Annotated in this window: 12 protein-coding genes; 3 read left to right on the forward strand and 9 right to left on the reverse strand. The window is 59.6% G+C overall.

What is annotated here, in order from left to right; all coding sequences use genetic code 11:
- Positions 1 to 137: 137 nt before the first annotated feature.
- The 3 genes from galS to folE all read right to left on the reverse strand — a co-directional run bounded on the left by galS (position 138) and on the right by folE (position 3157).
- Entirely contained in the window at positions 138 to 1160 is a 1023-nt protein-coding gene (galS, locus tag ABLU50_RS22220) for an HTH-type transcriptional regulator GalS (RefSeq protein WP_017899327.1), read from the reverse strand.
- 155 nt (positions 1161 to 1315) lie between these two features.
- On the reverse strand, positions 1316 to 2473 hold the full coding sequence (gene yeiB, locus ABLU50_RS22225) for a DUF418 domain-containing protein YeiB (RefSeq protein ID WP_032456403.1): 1158 nt from the start codon (positions 2471 to 2473) through the stop codon (positions 1316 to 1318).
- A 15-nt stretch (positions 2474 to 2488) separates the two neighbouring features.
- Positions 2489 to 3157, reverse strand: a complete 669-nt coding sequence (folE, locus tag ABLU50_RS22230; RefSeq protein ID WP_004201633.1) for a GTP cyclohydrolase I FolE — start codon at positions 3155 to 3157, stop codon at positions 2489 to 2491.
- A 360-nt stretch (positions 3158 to 3517) separates the two neighbouring features.
- On the opposite strand from folE, the gene fghA reads away from it, so the two are divergent.
- Entirely contained in the window at positions 3518 to 4351 is an 834-nt protein-coding gene (gene fghA, locus ABLU50_RS22235) for an S-formylglutathione hydrolase (RefSeq protein ID WP_057216273.1), read from the forward strand.
- A gap of 70 nt (positions 4352 to 4421) precedes the next feature.
- Here fghA and cirA read toward each other — a convergent pair whose 3' ends face one another.
- The 3 genes from cirA to yieE all read right to left on the reverse strand — a co-directional run bounded on the left by cirA (position 4422) and on the right by yieE (position 9213).
- Positions 4422 to 6395 (reverse strand): catecholate siderophore receptor CirA, encoded by a 1974-nt coding sequence (cirA, locus tag ABLU50_RS22240; RefSeq protein WP_023318747.1) that lies wholly within the window; start codon positions 6393 to 6395, stop codon positions 4422 to 4424.
- Positions 6396 to 6695: 300 nt separating this feature from the next.
- A complete protein-coding gene (locus ABLU50_RS22245; protein WP_004201637.1) occupies positions 6696 to 8165 on the reverse strand; it encodes an amino acid permease in 1470 nt (489 codons plus the stop codon).
- 181 nt (positions 8166 to 8346) lie between these two features.
- The gene (yieE, locus tag ABLU50_RS22250; RefSeq protein ID WP_004201638.1) at positions 8347 to 9213 is read right to left on the reverse strand and encodes a DNA-binding transcriptional regulator YeiE; all 867 of its coding nucleotides are present in this window, start codon (positions 9211 to 9213) and stop codon (positions 8347 to 8349) included.
- Between the two features lie 265 nt (positions 9214 to 9478).
- Here yieE and ABLU50_RS22255 point away from each other — a divergent pair, with 265 nt between their 5' ends.
- Both ABLU50_RS22255 and nfo read left to right on the forward strand, forming a co-directional pair.
- Positions 9479 to 10528, forward strand: coding sequence for a YeiH family protein (locus tag ABLU50_RS22255; protein WP_004201639.1), 1050 nt, complete (start codon positions 9479 to 9481; stop codon positions 10526 to 10528).
- Positions 10529 to 10599: 71 nt separating this feature from the next.
- Positions 10600 to 11454 (forward strand): deoxyribonuclease IV, encoded by an 855-nt coding sequence (gene nfo, locus ABLU50_RS22260; protein WP_023318749.1) that lies wholly within the window; start codon positions 10600 to 10602, stop codon positions 11452 to 11454.
- A 53-nt stretch (positions 11455 to 11507) separates the two neighbouring features.
- Here nfo and fruA read toward each other — a convergent pair whose 3' ends face one another.
- Genes fruA through fruB form a run of 3 tightly spaced genes read right to left on the reverse strand, consistent with a single transcriptional unit; the run spans position 11508 to position 15288 of the window.
- Positions 11508 to 13202 carry a PTS fructose transporter subunit IIBC gene (gene fruA / locus ABLU50_RS22265; protein ID WP_004201641.1) on the reverse strand — a complete coding sequence of 565 codons (1695 nt, stop codon included), beginning with the start codon at positions 13200 to 13202 and terminating at the stop codon, positions 11508 to 11510.
- A 16-nt stretch (positions 13203 to 13218) separates the two neighbouring features.
- Complete coding sequence (fruK, locus tag ABLU50_RS22270; RefSeq protein WP_002912941.1) at positions 13219 to 14157, reverse strand: 1-phosphofructokinase; 939 nt, start codon at positions 14155 to 14157, stop codon at positions 13219 to 13221.
- Positions 14158 to 15288 carry a fused PTS fructose transporter subunit IIA/HPr protein gene (gene fruB, locus ABLU50_RS22275; protein ID WP_004201642.1) on the reverse strand — a complete coding sequence of 377 codons (1131 nt, stop codon included), beginning with the start codon at positions 15286 to 15288 and terminating at the stop codon, positions 14158 to 14160.
- Between the last annotated feature and the right edge of the window lie 108 nt (positions 15289 to 15396).

The raw sequence follows: 15396 nt of genomic DNA on the forward strand, positions 1-15396 counted from the left end.
TTGTTCCTAATAGTAAAAGTGAGGATTTCCCCTCACCTTGTGGTTCAGACTGGTAAACGCTGCCATCATAATCAGGCGAATGTTAATATACTGTGAATTTACTCACAAATTGAAAGCGGTTACATCCCGCTGCCGCTTCAGTTAGTGATCGGCCCCACAGTTTGCCGCTGGGCAACGGAGTGACGGCGCACCAGGGTCGGCATAAAGCAGTGCGTCGCCTCGCGATCCAGCTTGCCGGCCGCCCCCAGCAGCGCCAGCTCGGTGGCCAGCTTCGCCATCGACATCACCGGATAGCGCACTGTGGTCAGTTGAGGATCGGTGTAACGGGAAATAGGAATATCATCAAAGCCAATCAGCGATAGATGCTGCGGCACGACAATGCCGTTATCCTTTAGCGTTGTCAGCGCGCCGGCCGCCATGCTGTCGTTATAGGCGAACACGGCGGTGAGGCCGAGATTCCGCCCCAGCAGTTCGACCATCGCCGCTTCGCCGCCCTGCATGTCCGGGGAGCCGGACCCGACCCAGCTGTCCGGGGCGATGATGCCCTGCTCCTGCAGCGCTTTGCTCCACCCTTCCCGGCGCATATCGTCGTCTTCAATGCCGTGATTTGAGGAGAGATAGCCGATGCGCTGGTGGCCGTGATTGAGCAGCATGCGGGTAGCCATCAGCGCGCCGCTGACGTTGTCGAGACCCACGCAGCGATGGGCAAAGCCCGGCACGATGCGGTTGATCAGCACCATCCCCGGGATATGTTGCATAAAGTCGCTCAGTTCAGCATCGCTGAGCGCTTTCGAATGGACGATCAGCGCCGAGCAGCGCTGGCGGATCAGCACCTCGATGGCGTGGCGCTCTTTTTCCGCCTCGTGATAGCTGTTGCCGATCAGCACATACTTCTGATGCTGCTGGGCGACAGTATCCACCGCTTTCACCAGCGCGCCGAAGAAGGCATCGGAGACGTCCATCACCACCACGCCGATGGTATCGCTGACCTGGGTGGCCAGCGCCTGGGCATTAGCGTTTGGCCGGTAGCCCAGCTGGGTCACCGCTTTCATCACGACGTCGCGCGTATCCGGACTCACCAGCGCGCTGTTGTTCAGCACCCGCGACACGGTGGCCACGGATACGCCCGCCTGGCGGGCGACATCACGAATGGTGATCATACTCAGCGACCTTAAGAGAATTACAGCACGTCACATTCACCTCCTGTGCTCAGCAAGGAGGCTATTCTGGCAGCGACCCGCGGTCCGCTACGTGAGTGAGGTCACACGGCTGGAAACGTTTACATCCGTTTTGTTAATGATTGTGATCGAGATCGTTATCTCGATGTATCTTTCAATGATGTCCCTGACGCACGCAGGGTTAACTGACGCCACAGCCATTCCACCGGCCCCTGGCGGAAGCGGCGCAGCCAGAGTGATGACAGAAGGAGGTTTACGGCCCAGATGGGGGGAACAAAGGCCAGCAGCTGCAGACGATCGAAGCGCATAAACAGCCCGAGATGATAAAACAGGGTGGTGCAGATCAGGGTCTGCAGCAAATAGTTGGTCAGCGCCATGCGTCCAACGCAGGCGATAGCCCCCACCAGGCGGAAACGGCAGAGCTGCGGCCAGTAGCCCCAGGCCAGCGAGGCGTAGCCGATAGCCTGCAGCGGGGCGCTAAGTTCACGCGGCGCCTGCAGTAAAAACGCGCACCAGCGATAGTCCCAGGCCAGATACCACTGGGCGACGATGGCCGGCACATTCACCGCCATCCCGGCCGCCACCAGCAGCACGCCGGTGCGCCGATAGTGACGCTGGCTGAACTGCCCTTTCAGCCAGCCGCTGCGCATCAGCGCCGCGCCTATCAGCATCATCCCCGCCAGCTGCCAGCCATACTGCGCGCCGAGCGCCAGCAGATTGTCCGACAGCATATCCGCCCGGTTGCTGACCGCCTCCATGCCGCCGTGCAGCTTCCAGTACTGCTCATACTGCAGATTGGCCGCGTCCGGGACCCAGGAGCGATTGGCTGCGGGTCCGGAGATCATCCCCAGCAGGACCAGCACCGCAATGCCGGTGAGGTAGAGCACCACCCCAGTGTTGAACAGCGATTTGACATGCTGCGCCTCGCGCACCATGCGCCAGCTCACCAGCCCCACCAGGGCGTAGGCCAGCAGAATATCGCCATCCCAGAAGAAAAGACCGTGAATGAAACCAAGCAGTGCCAGCAGGGTCAGGCGCGACTGGATCCAGCGTTTTCCGCGGGGGAGCAGAAGCTGCAGACCGGCGCCAAACAGCAGCGCGAACAGGGTGAGAAATTTCACCTGCGCCAGCAGGTCGAGAAGCGCCCAGGTCCAGGTATCGCTGAGGGTCGCGCTTCCTGACCAGGCCGGATTGAGGTAAGCGGCCTTCGGCAAGCCGAAGGCGCTGATATTGAGAAGCAGGATACCGAGGATGGCGACGCCGCGGACAAAGTCCAGCGTGACATTTCTCTCCATGTACCCTGCTCCGTTTTAGCTGTGGTGACGTACTGCGCGCAGGAATTCCTGGCGGGTATTCTGGCTGGATTTGAACAGGCCACCGAGGGAGGTGGTGGTAGTGGCGCTGGTCGCGTCGCGGATGCCGCGCGCTTTCACGCAGTAATGCACCGCGTCAATGGATACCGCCACGTTGCTGGTGCCGAGCAGCGTCTGCAGCGCAATCAGGATCTGCTGCGTCAGACGCTCCTGGACCTGCGGACGCTGGGCGAAAAACTGCACGATACGGTTGATTTTCGACAGGCCGATCACCGAATCTTTCGGGATATAGGCTACCGTCGCTTTACCATCGATGGTGACGAAATGGTGTTCACAGGTGCTGGTCAGGGTGATATCGCGCACGGTGACCATTTCATCGACCTTCATTTTGTTTTCAATGACGGTGATTTTCGGGAAGCGAGAATAATCCAGTCCGGAGAAGATCTCATCGACATACATTTTGGCGATGCGATGCGGGGTCTCCATCAGACTGTCATCACTCAGATCCAGATTCAGCAGTTGCATAATCTCGGTCATATGACCGGTAATCAAACGCTTGCGTGTTTCGTTATCAATTTCTTGTACTGGCGCACGCATCGGCGTCTCCAGCCCACGAGCGACCAGCGCTTCATGAACGAGGACGGCTTCTTTACTCAGTGATGACATTTGGGTTTCTCCTGCAGGTGTGGCGCTCTTTGCTTTTTCTGGGGGCAAAGTTTGTATTCATTGTGCGTGAGGCGGCGCACAGAATCCAGTAGCCGTAACGATAATTATTGAAATTGGCGCTGCCTTTTATTAAGGCGCGAAGTCTCGCCTCAAGCGCGGCGCCAAATCCCTACCGCCGAATCCGGAATGATCCAACCGCTGTACGCATCCATAAGCGCCATCGCTACACCGGCATGTTGGCTATAAGTTGCATTAATGATGCAGTAAGTTCTCAAAAGGAGAAAGTGAAAGTTGCTCACCGGCTAATGAAATATCTGTATTATGAACGTTTACGCGCACACCCCTTCCGAGGAGCCTTGCATGGAACTGCTTGAAGAGCATCGCTGTTTTGACGGCCGGCAACAACGCTGGCGTCATCACTCCCCTGTCCTGAACTGCGCCATGACGTTCAGCATTTTTTTACCGCCTGAGCGCGAAACGCCGCCGCCGGTGCTGTACTGGCTGTCCGGGCTGACCTGTAACGATGAAAACTTTACCACCAAGGCGGGCGCGCAGCGCATTGCCGCCGAGCTGGGCATCGCGCTGGTGATGCCGGATACCAGCCCGCGCGGTGACGAGGTGGCCAACGACGACAGTTACGATCTGGGGCAAGGCGCCGGCTTCTACCTGAACGCCACCCAGGCGCCCTGGGCGGCGCACTACCGAATGTACGATTACCTGCGCGACGAACTGCCCGCGATTATCCGCAGCGAGTTTAGCATCAGCGACCGCTGCGCCATCAGCGGCCACTCGATGGGCGGTCACGGCGCGCTTATCATGGCGCTCAACAATCCCGGCCGCTACGTCAGCGTCTCCGCCTTCGCGCCGATCGTCAATCCCTCCCAGGTGCCGTGGGGTAAGAAAGCGTTTACCGCCTATCTCGGCGCCGATGAATCGACATGGCACGCCTGGGACAGCTGCGCCCTGATGCAGGCCAGCCAGCCGGCGGACGCTGTGCCGACGCTTATCGATCAGGGCGACAGCGATCCATTTCTTGCCGGACAGTTGCAGCCGGCGGTACTGGCGGAGGTCGCGCGGCAGAAGGCCTGGCCGTTAACGCTGCGCATCCAGCCCGGTTACGACCACAGCTACTACTTCATTGCCTCGTTTATTGAAGACCATCTGCGCTTCCATGCGCAGCATCTCTTTGGCTAAACGCATATGCGCCGCGAAGCTGCTTCGCGGCGCATGTTCAGGCCTACAGGACGCGTTTTAGCGCCGGCAATCAGAAGCGATAATCCACCGCCATAAAGTAGCGACGGCCCTCTTCGGTATAGCTGTAGTCGTCCCGGCTGAGATCTTTATCGCCCACGTTCTGCACCCCGGAGCGCAGTTTCACATTCTTGGTGACCTGCCACGCCGCGCCGACGTCAAACAGGGTATAGCCGCCCGGCGTTTTGCCGGTGGCGCTCACCGCGCGCTGCTGGCCAGTATAGTTGGCTGTCACGTAGAAGGACCAGTCATCCAGCGGTTTCCAGTCGAGCGTGCCGTTGGCGGTATGGAACGGCAGCGTCTGCAGCGGTTTGTCGCCGCCGTTGCTCAGATCGCGACCATCGTTGTAGGTGTAGTTCACCGTCAGCTTCCACTCATCGCCAAACGGGATCTTCACCTCGGTCTCCACCCCTTTGATGCGCGCTTTGTTGACGTTGAAATAGCGGAAGATCGGCACGCGCTTGCCGTTGACGGTTTTCCAGCCGACAAAGTTCGGGTAGCCCGGCGCTTCGCTGGCGCTGGAGGTGCGCAGAACATCGATCATGTCGTCGACATTATTCTGGAAGGTGGTGATGCTGCCTTCGACATTTTCAAGCCAGCCCTCTTCCCCGCGGTAGTAGAGACCGAGCTCGAAGCTTTCGCTGGTTTCCGGTTTTAGATCCGGGTTACCAACGATGCTGCACGAGCCGCGGCAGGAGTTGGTGGTCCAGTCGGGATTAAGCTGCAGCAGGGACGGGGCTTTAAACGCCGTCGCCCAGCCGCCTTTGACGGTGACGGTATCGGTGGCGTTATACACCAGATAGGCGCGCGGGCTCCAGTGATCGCCATAGGTCTGATGGTCGTCCATACGAATGCCGGTGGTCAGCGCCAGCGGCTCGATGATGCGCCATTCGTCTTCAATAAACAGGGCGTACTGGCTGGCCGACGTTGACTGACCGCCGCTGCTCAGGTTGACCGGATCTTTCAGCTTGTCGTGGCGCCATTCGCCGCCGAAGGTCACCAGCTGGTTAATCATGTCCAGCGGCAGAACGTACTTGCCGTCGATGGCATTGCTTTCCGAAGTGATGGTCCCGTTCTGCCCCGGATTTTTATTATCCACCTTTTCGCCGTAGAACTTGAGCTCGCTGTTGCCCATATCCCAGCGGCCGTTATGGCTCAGGGAGTAGTTCTCACGCTCAAGGCGGTTGCGGTCAAGGGAATCGGAGTCGCGATCCTGGCGGTCAAAGCCATAGCCCGCGGTGAAATCGTGGCTGTCGTTCGGCGTCCAGGCGAATTCAACATTGCCATCGCGGCTGGTGAAGCCCTCGATGCGCGGCGTTTCGCCGGTGGCATTGCTGGAGGACTGCGGATCGTCCTTGGCGCGTTTCGCCAGGCTGCCGTAGGCCTTCATCCCGAGCACGCCGTCGATCAGCGGGCCGCTGGTGAAGAACTGGCCGTTCCAGGTATCCCCGCGGTCGCGGTGCTCCTGGATGGTGGTATCAGCGCTCAGCGTCCCGGTCCATTTCTGGCCGATTTTTTTGGTAATAATGTTGACCACGCCGCCGAGCGCATCGGAGCCGTACAGGGAAGACATCGGGCCGCGCACCACTTCGATACGTTCGATGGCATCCACCGGGATCCAGTTAAGGTCGAAGTCGTTGTGGCGGAAGACGGCGTTCCGCGAGTTGACGCGCTTGCCGTCAACCAGGATCAGGGTATAGCTGCTGCTCAGACCGCGGATGCTGACGCCTTTGCGGTTATCCCCTTCGTTGGTGAGCTGGACCCCGGGCACATCGCGCAGTACGTCTTTCAGGTTCTGGACCGGCTTGCGCTGCAAATCCTGCTGAGTGATGACGCTGATGCTCGCCGGCGCGTCTTTGACGCTCTGTTCAGTCGCCGAGGCGGTCACCACCAGCGTTTCTTCATTCACGTCGGCCAGGGCCGGAAACGCCAACGATACGACGGACGCAGACAATCCCGCCCGGATAAAAGGGTTTAACCTGAACATTCCAAATCTCCATGAGGTGTACAACCAAACAAACAAAAAAGGTGCTGCTCACACGCGCTGGCGGCCTGCCGCTCTGTCGGCGGTAGACTCGCTGTTTTCTTGTCGATGTGGCTGGTCGCCCGATGTCAGTCTGTACACATGGCAGAGACGGGGGAGTGGCTTCATCCGTAATGGTCGGAAATGATAAAGATAATGATTTCTATTATCAATATAATTATGAAGAATTGTGTCAGGCTGTAACTGCGCGGACATAAAAAAAGCCCTCTGTATCAGAGGGCTTATGCTGTATCACCGCCGGGATTAACGCTTAAAGCGGTCCGGGAAGGTCATATCGCTGTAACGAACGAAGCGGGTGCCTTTCGCCAGTTTGTAGCCAAACCAGATGACGAGGAACAGCGGAATACCGATGTAGGTCGCCGCCACGCCGCCCCAGTCAATGGTGTCCTTGAGGAACGCTTCATAGTTCTGTCCCAGGGTGATGATGAGGCACAGCACGAAGGCGAAGATCGGCCCCAGCGGGAAGAACCCGGAACGATACGGCAGGTTATTGAGATCGTTACCCTGCAGGACGTAGCCGCGACGGAAACGGTAGTGGCTGATGGCAATCCCCAGCCAGGCGATAAAGCCCGTCATCCCGGAGGTGTTCAGCAGCCACAGGTACACCGTCTGGTTACCGAACATCGAAGTCAGAAAGCACAGCGCCGCGATAACGGTGGTCGCGTACAGGGCGTTGCGCGGCACGCCGCCACGCGACAGCTTCGAGAAAATGCGCGGCGCTTTGCCGTCGCAGGCCAGGGTATACAGCATACGCGTAGAGGCGTACATCCCCGAGTTACCCGCCGACAGAACGGCCGTCAGGATAACGGCGTTCATGATCGCCGCCGCCGACAGCAGACCGGCGTGCTGGAAGACCAGCGTGAACGGGCTGACGGAGATATCTTTAACGTCGTTGCGCAGCAGGCTCGGATCGGTATATGGAATGATCAGGCTGATAATCAGGATCGCGAAGACGTAAAACAGCAGGATACGCCAGAAGACCTGGCGCACCGCGCGCGGAATGTTCTTCTCCGGGTTCTCAGACTCACCGGCGGCAATACCGATAAGCTCGGTGCCCTGGAAGGAGAAGCCGACAATCATCGCCACGCCGATCATCGCCGAGAAGCCGCCGGCAAATGGCGCATCCGCGATCCCCCAGTTGCTCCAGCCGGCAGGCTGCGCCCCTTTGAAGATGCCGACAATCATCATCACGCCGACGATGATAAAGATAATGACGGTGGCCACTTTGATCAGCGAGAACCAGTATTCCGCCTCGCCAAAGCCGCGCACCGAGATCCAGTTCAGCAGGAACATAATGCCGAGGAACAAGGCGCTCCAAATCCAGCCCGGGGTGTCAGGGAACCAGTAGCTCATCACCAGCTGCGAGGCCACCAGATCAACGGCGATCGTTACCGCCCAGTTGTACCAGTAGTTCCAGCCCAGCGCGAAGCCAAAGCCCTCTTCAACATAATTCTGCCCGTAGGTGGCGAAGGAACCGGACACCGGCATAAACGCCGCCAGTTCGCCCAGGCTGGTCATCAGGAAATAGACCATCAGACCGATCAGAATATAAGACAGCAGCGCCCCGCCGGGACCTGCTTGCGAAATCGTTGCGCCAGAGGCAACAAAAAGACCCGTACCGATGGAACCGCCGATGGCGATCATGGTCAAGTGGCGCGCCTTCAGTTCACGACGTAGCGTGGGCGCTTCTGTGGTTTTAGTTTCCGAAACCATGTGATAATGCTATCCATCCAAAAAATGAGGCGCGATTGTAGCAGACGATCGGGGTTCCATCCGGTACAAATGCAAAGTTATAAGAGAGCTTCATGATCGACCGCAAATTATTAGTAAAGCACTAACCTGCGGAATTGCCAGCAAATTCCCCCCACCATTATCAGGCGATAAAGCCGGATCGCTACACCTGGCAATACTGCAGAAAACGTTGTAATGCTTTAGAAATATGCTTCTGCCGGTGGTGGATCCGCCATAGCGTGCGCGTCAGCCGGGGCAGCGGCACTTTCAGCTCCGCCAGCGTGCCGGAGGCCAGCTGTTCGGCAATCACCCGCCGCGATAAGCAGCTGATCCCCAGCCCATGGCGTACCGCGTGTTTGATCGCCTCCGAGTTGCCGAGCTCCATCCCCAGATGAAACGCCGGCAGATGCGACAGCAGAACGTAATCGACAATCTCCCGGGTGCCGGATCCATGCTCGCGCAGGATCCACGGCGCCTCGGCCAGTTGCTGCAGGGTCACCTCCCCCGCCAGCAGCGGCGAGTCAGGCGCGGCAAACACCACCAGCTCATCTTCCAGCCACGGCTCGGCAATAATATCGGCGGCATGACACGGCCCCTCGATCAGACCGAAATCCACCCGCAGGTCGGCAACGGCATTGATCACGTCCAGGCTGTTGCCCACGCTCAGCTCAACCGGCAGATCCGGGAAGTCATGGCGATAGCGGGCGATGATCTCCGGCATAATATAGTTGCCGATGGTGCTGCTGGCGTAGACCCGAATCGCCCCGTTGTCGCCGCGAAACAGCTGCTCGATCTCCAGGGCCCGCTCCAGCAGCGCCAGGGCGCGCGGATAGAGCAACCGTCCATGCTCATTGACCACCAGCCGCTTGCCGACGCGGTCGAACAGCTGTACGCCGAGCTGCCCTTCCAGATCGGTCAGCGCGGCGCTGACCGCAGATTGCGAAAGCGCCAGCATCTGTGACGCCTGAGTGGTCGACCCACTCTTGTGGACTTCGGCGAACACTTCCAGCTGCCGCAGCGTAATATGCATAACCCACCCGTTGAGTAATCCAGTCTGAATAACCTTTCTTACTATGGTGACACAAATCGAGGCGGCTGATGGAAGGAAAATCCCCTTACTTCACAAAATCATCGTCTTGCTGACAAGAACAGCTCGCCTCCGCGCCTCACTCCCCTGCCCCATTGTCACCGGCGAAGCGGTCATTAACCACTTATTACGATTGATTATAAACATATAATCAATTTTATATTTAATCCCGCGCGGCGTAACCTTTAGGCAGACAAAGGAGAAGGTTATGACAGCACTCACTTTACCCACCAAACATCGTTCCCTGTGGCATTTTGTCCCAGGCCTGGCGCTGACCGCCGCCCTGACCGGCGCCGCCCTGTGGGCCGGTAGCTTTCCGGCCATTGCCGGGGCGGGCTTCAGCGCCCTGACCCTCGCTATCCTGTTCGGGATGGTCGTCGGTAACACGGTCTATCCGAAAATCTGGCAACCCTGCGACGGCGGGGTGATCTTCGCCAAACAGCATCTGCTGCGCCTGGGGATCATCCTCTACGGCTTCCGCCTGACGTTCGCCCAGATTGCCGACGTCGGCGTGAGCGGTATTTTGATTGACGTTCTGACGCTCTCCAGCACCTTTTTCATCGCCTGCTTCCTGGGCCAGAAAGTGTTTGGACTCGATAAGCACACCAGCTGGCTGATCGGCGCCGGCAGCAGCATCTGCGGCGCTGCAGCTGTGCTCGCCAGCGAGCCGGTGGTCAAAGCCGAAGCCAGTAAAGTGACCGTCGCCGTCGCCACGGTGGTGATCTTCGGTACCATCGCCATCTTCCTCTACCCGGCGATGTACCCGCTGCTGGCGCACTGGTTTACCCCGGAGACCTACGGGATCTATATGGGTTCCACCATGCATGAAGTGGCGCAGGTCGTCGCCGCCGGCCATGCGGTCAGCCCGGATGCGGAGAACGCCGCGGTTATCGCTAAAATGCTGCGCGTAATGATGCTGGCCCCGTTCCTGCTGTTCCTGGCGGCGCGTGTTAAACAGCTGACCCCGGCGGGTAACGGCGAGAAAAGCAAAATCACCATTCCGTGGTTTGCCATTATGTTCATCCTGGTGGCAGTGTTTAACTCCTTCCATCTGCTGCCGAAAGCGGTCGTGGATATGCTGGTGACGCTGGATACCGTCCTGCTGGCGATGGCCATGGCCGCTCTTGGGGTGACCACTCACGTCAGCGCGCTGAAAAAAGCCGGGGCGAAACCGCTGCTGATGGCGCTGATGCTGTTCGTCTGGTTGATTGTCGGCGGCGGGGCCATTAACGTCGCGATTCACAGCCTGATGGCATAAAGCACTACATCTTTCTCCAGTTAAGCCGCTATCATTACCCACCCCCCAGCGGCTTTAACTGGAGTTTTTTTATGAAATACGTAGGAGCGCACGTGAGCGCCTCAGGTGGACTGGCCAATGCCGCCATTCGCGCCGCCGAAATCGAAGCAACCGCCTTCGCCCTCTTCACCAAAAACCAGCGCCAGTGGCGCGCCGCGCCGCTCAGCGACGAGACCATCGCCGAATTCAAAGCCGCCTGTGAAAAGTATCACTTTGGGCCCGGGCAGATCCTGCCGCACGACAGCTACCTGATTAACCTCGGCCATCCGGTGGAAGAAGCGCTGGAAAAATCCCGTGATGCCTTCATCGATGAGATGACCCGCTGCCAGCAGCTGGGGCTGACGCTGCTCAACTTCCACCCCGGCAGCCATCTGCAGCAGATCCCGGAGGAGGAGTGCCTGGCGCGCATCGCCGAATCGATCAATATCGCGCTGGCCAAGACCGAAGGCGTCACCGCCGTGATCGAAAACACCGCCGGCCAGGGCAGCAACCTCGGCTTTAAGTTCGAGCATCTCGCGGCCATCATCGATGGCGTGGAAGATAAAACCCGCGTCGGCGTCTGCATCGATACCTGCCACGCCTTCGCCGCCGGCTACGACCTGCGCAGCGCCGAAGCCTGCGAGAAGACCTTTGCCGACTTCGAGCGTATCGTCGGCTTTCAGTATCTGCGCGGCATGCACCTCAACGATGCCAAGAGCGCCTTTGGCAGCCGGGTTGACCGTCACCATAGTCTGGGGGAAGGCAACATCGGCCACGACTGCTTCAGCTGGATCATGCAGGACAGCCGCTTCGACGGCATTCCGCTGATTCTGGAAACCATCAACCCGGATATCTGGGCGGAAGAGATAGCCTGGCTGCGGGCGCAGCAGATCGCCGAAGTGGCGTAAACAGAGACATAAAAAAAGGGCCGAACAGTCGGCCCTTTTTTATTGCGGAGAGATTATGCCGCTTTTTCGACTTCCGCTACCTGCGCTTCCGGGCGTTTCAGCACCGCGTAGGAGAGGCCCGCCACCAGCGTCCCGGCGACAATCGCCAGCAGGTAGCCCAGCACTGGCGTAATCGCCCCCGGGATCAGCAGAACAAACAGCCCGCCGTGCGGCGCCATCAGTTTTGCGCCAATTGCCATCGAGATAGCGCCGGTTACCGCTCCGCCGACGATACAGCAAGGCAGCACGCGCATCGGGTCACGTGCGGCAAAAGGAATCGCCCCTTCAGAGATAAAGCACAGGCCGAGAACCAGCGCGGCTTTGCCCCCTTCCCGCTGCCCTTTGTCGAACTTATTGCGGGCAACCAGCGTCGCGACACCCATCGCCAGCGGAGGCACCATACCGGCCGCCATGATCGCCGCCATCGGCGCGTAAGTCTGGGTACTCAGCAGGCCAACGCCGAAGGCATAGGCCGCTTTGTTCACCGGGCCGCCCATGTCGGTACACATCATCGCGCCGAGGATCGCGCCCAGCAGAACCGCGTTGGCGGTGCCCATGGTTTGCAGCCAGTGGGTCAGCCAGGCGAGGATACCGGCGACCGGTTTACCGATCAGGTAGATCATCGCCAGGCCCACGATCAGGCTGGAAACCAGCGGAATGATCAGGATTGGCTTCAGCGCTTCCATACTCTGCGGCAGTTTCAGCTTAGTGCTGATGGCTTTCGCCACGTAACCGGCAAGGAAACCGGCGATGATCCCGCCGATAAAGCCGGAGCCGCCACTGACCGCCAGCATACCGCCGATAAGACCCGGGGTCAGACCCGGACGGTCGGCAATAGAGAAGGCGATAAAGCCCGCCAGCACCGGCACCATCAGCGCAAAGGCCGAGCCGCCGCCGATTTGCATCAGCGCCGCCGCCAGGGTGTCTTTTACTTCAAACGCTTTGATCCCGAAAGCAAAGGAGAGCGCGATACACAGGCCGCCCGCCACCACCATCGGCAGCATGTAGGAGACGCCGGTCAGCAGGTGGCGGTAGGCGCCCGCCGACTCTTTTTTACCTTCGCCAGCAGCCTGAGGTTTCCCGGAAGGCTGGTATGGTTTAGCTTCCACCACCGCTTTGTCCAGCTCCTGGGCGGTTTTCTTCAGCGCCAGACCGGTGGTAGTGCGATACATCGGCTTGCCGGCGAATTTCGCCAGGTCGACTTCGATGTCAGCGGCGACGATCACCAGATCCGCCTCTGCCACCTCTTCCGGGGTGATAGCATTGCCCGCGCCGACGGAGCCGCGAGTTTCCACTTTCACCCACCAGCCGCGTTTTTTCGCTTCGGTTTCAATGGCTTCAGCGGCCATAAAGGTATGGGCAACGCCGGTCGGACAGGCGGTGACCGCGACAATACGTTTCGGTCCGCTGGTAGCCGCCGGGACTGCCGCGGCGGCAGGCGCCGCGTACGGCGTCGCATGGCCCTTGGCTTCGCTCAGGAACAGCTCCGGGTGCGCCACGGCGCGATTAATATCGCCGAGGAAAACCTGTTTGCCGTTCAGCGCGCTGTCAGTGGGCAGCGCCGACCCGAGAACAATCACCAGTTCGGCGTCGTTGGGGTTATCAATCAGTTCAAGGTGCGCTTTTGGCGCGGCGGCGCCCAGCAGGGTTTTCGCCATATAGGCGCGCGCCTGTCCGAGTCCGGCATCAATAATCAGCAGCGTTTTCATTATGCCTCTCCTGCTGTCAATTAAAGGGTTGTAAGTCGACGCGCGCCATCATCGCGGCCAACTGGGTACGGTCGGTGATCCCTACATTGCTCTGGCTGACGGCCAGGGCAGCGACAGCGGTCGCCAGGCGCAGGGTATGCTCGCTGGATTCACGCATCAGCAGGCCGTAAATCAGGCCGCCGACCATCGAATCGCCGGCGCCAACGGTGCTGACCACTTCGACTGAAGGCGGCTTGGCAATCCACTCGCCGGAGGCGTTCACCCACAGCGCGCCCTCTTCGCCCAGGGAAATCACTACGTGAGCGATCCCCTGCTCGCGCAGCGCATGGGCGGCGTCGATAACGTCTTTCATCTCCGGCAGCTTACGGCCAGCCCAGATTTCCAGCTCGCGACGGTTCGGTTTCACCAGCCACGGCGCCGCTTTCAGTCCGGCAACCAGCGCTTCGCGGCTGCTGTCGAAAATGATGCACGGGCACTGGCTGCGCAAACGGGTCATCCAGTCGGTAAAGGCCTCCGGGCTGACGCCGGACGGCAGACTGCCGCTGACGCAGACCATATCGAACTGCCCGAGCCAGCTCAGGGAGTCGTTGACGAAGCGTTCCCAGTCGCCCGGGGTCACTTCGAAGCCGGAGAAGTTGAAATCGGTCACTTCGCCATCTTTTTCCGTCAGCTTAACGTTGATACGGGTCCGGCCCTGCACCACCTGGAAACGGTTGGCGATCCCCAGCTCGCTGAACAGCTGCTGAAAGCCATCCTGGTTGTCTTTCCCCAGGAAGCCGCCGACGGTGACGTCAATGCCAAGATCTTTCAGCACTTTCGCCACGTTGATGCCTTTCCCGGCGGCGTGCAGGCCGGTGGTACGCACCAGATTCACTTCACCGCGCTCGATCTCCGGGGTGAAGCCCACCAGATCGTACGCCGGGTTTAAAGTAATGGTTGCTACACGTCTGCTCATTTATGCGCCCTCCCCAAGGCCTGCGGCGATCGCTTCGCCAATCGCATCCAGCGCTTGTTGCGCATCTTCACCCTGCGCGGTAAAGCGCAGACGGTGACCTTTTTTCACACCCAGCGCCACGACCTTCATCAGGCTACGACCGTTGGCCGGCTTGCCGGAACCGTCGAGGTTAGTGACGGTGACGTCGCTGGAAAATTGTTTAATGGTGTTGACCAGCATGGTGCCCGGACGGGCATGCAGGCCATGCTCATTGCGCACCACAAATTCGGCGCTCAGCACATCTTCGGCAATCGCGTCGTCGCTGGTCAGCAGCGCCAGCACGGTGGCGGCGTCGGCTTTCAGCAGATGGTCAGCTTTCTTGTCCAGCAGCAGCTTGCTCAGGCGGTTCAGCACCGCGGTTGGCTGCTCGTCGGTCATCGCCACCGTGACCAGCAGGGAAACCGGCTGATCGTCGCGGGTGAAGGCGGTGGCGGCGCGGCTGACCGCCACGGCGCTGCGCAGATTGCCTTCAGCGCTGTCGTTCAGCCAGATGCCCTGACCGAGGTTCAGCGGCGTATCGTTAATGACGTGGCTAACGAAGGCGGAATCCACCGCGCCTGCTTCTTTCAGACGCGCGGCGTTCAGCGCCTGCAGGGTCAGCAGATCGCTGGCCGCGACGTCGAGACTGAGGGTCTCGTTGTCCAGCTTCAGCGCTTCGCTCTGTTTCTCTCCCATCAGCAGCGCACGCAGCTCTTCCGCGGTGGTGGCGGACTGCAGCTGGGCGGCGACGGCGTCATCGCTCAGCACGTGGGTCAGCTGACGCAGCAGGCCGAGGTGTTCATCTGAGCTGGCGGCAATCCCGATCGCCACATAGGCGGTCTGCCCTTCGCCCCAGGTGACGCCCTGCGGGAACTGAAACACCTGAACGCCGGTCTTCAGCACCTGATCACGCGTATCCGTCGTGCCGTGCGGGATCGCGATCCCGTTGCCGAGGAAGGTCGAGGTCTGCTGCTCGCGGGCCAGCATGCCATTCACGTAGCCATCGGCCACGTTGCCGGCGCTGACCAGCGCGGCGGCGACCTGCCGGATGGCCTCTTCTTTATTACCGGCCTGCTGGCCGGGATGAATATCCTGCACAGATAACTGGAACATGGTTCTCCTCTCCTGCTGAATTGAATCGTTTCAGCTAACTTGAGAAAAAAGGCGCCATCTGACGGTGAACGATATGTCGAATGACGCTGAAACGTTTCAAGAATTTTG

It is taken from the genome of Klebsiella sp. GG_Kp173 (genome assembly GCF_040062415.1).
Lineage (GTDB): Bacteria > Pseudomonadota > Gammaproteobacteria > Enterobacterales > Enterobacteriaceae > Klebsiella > Klebsiella quasipneumoniae.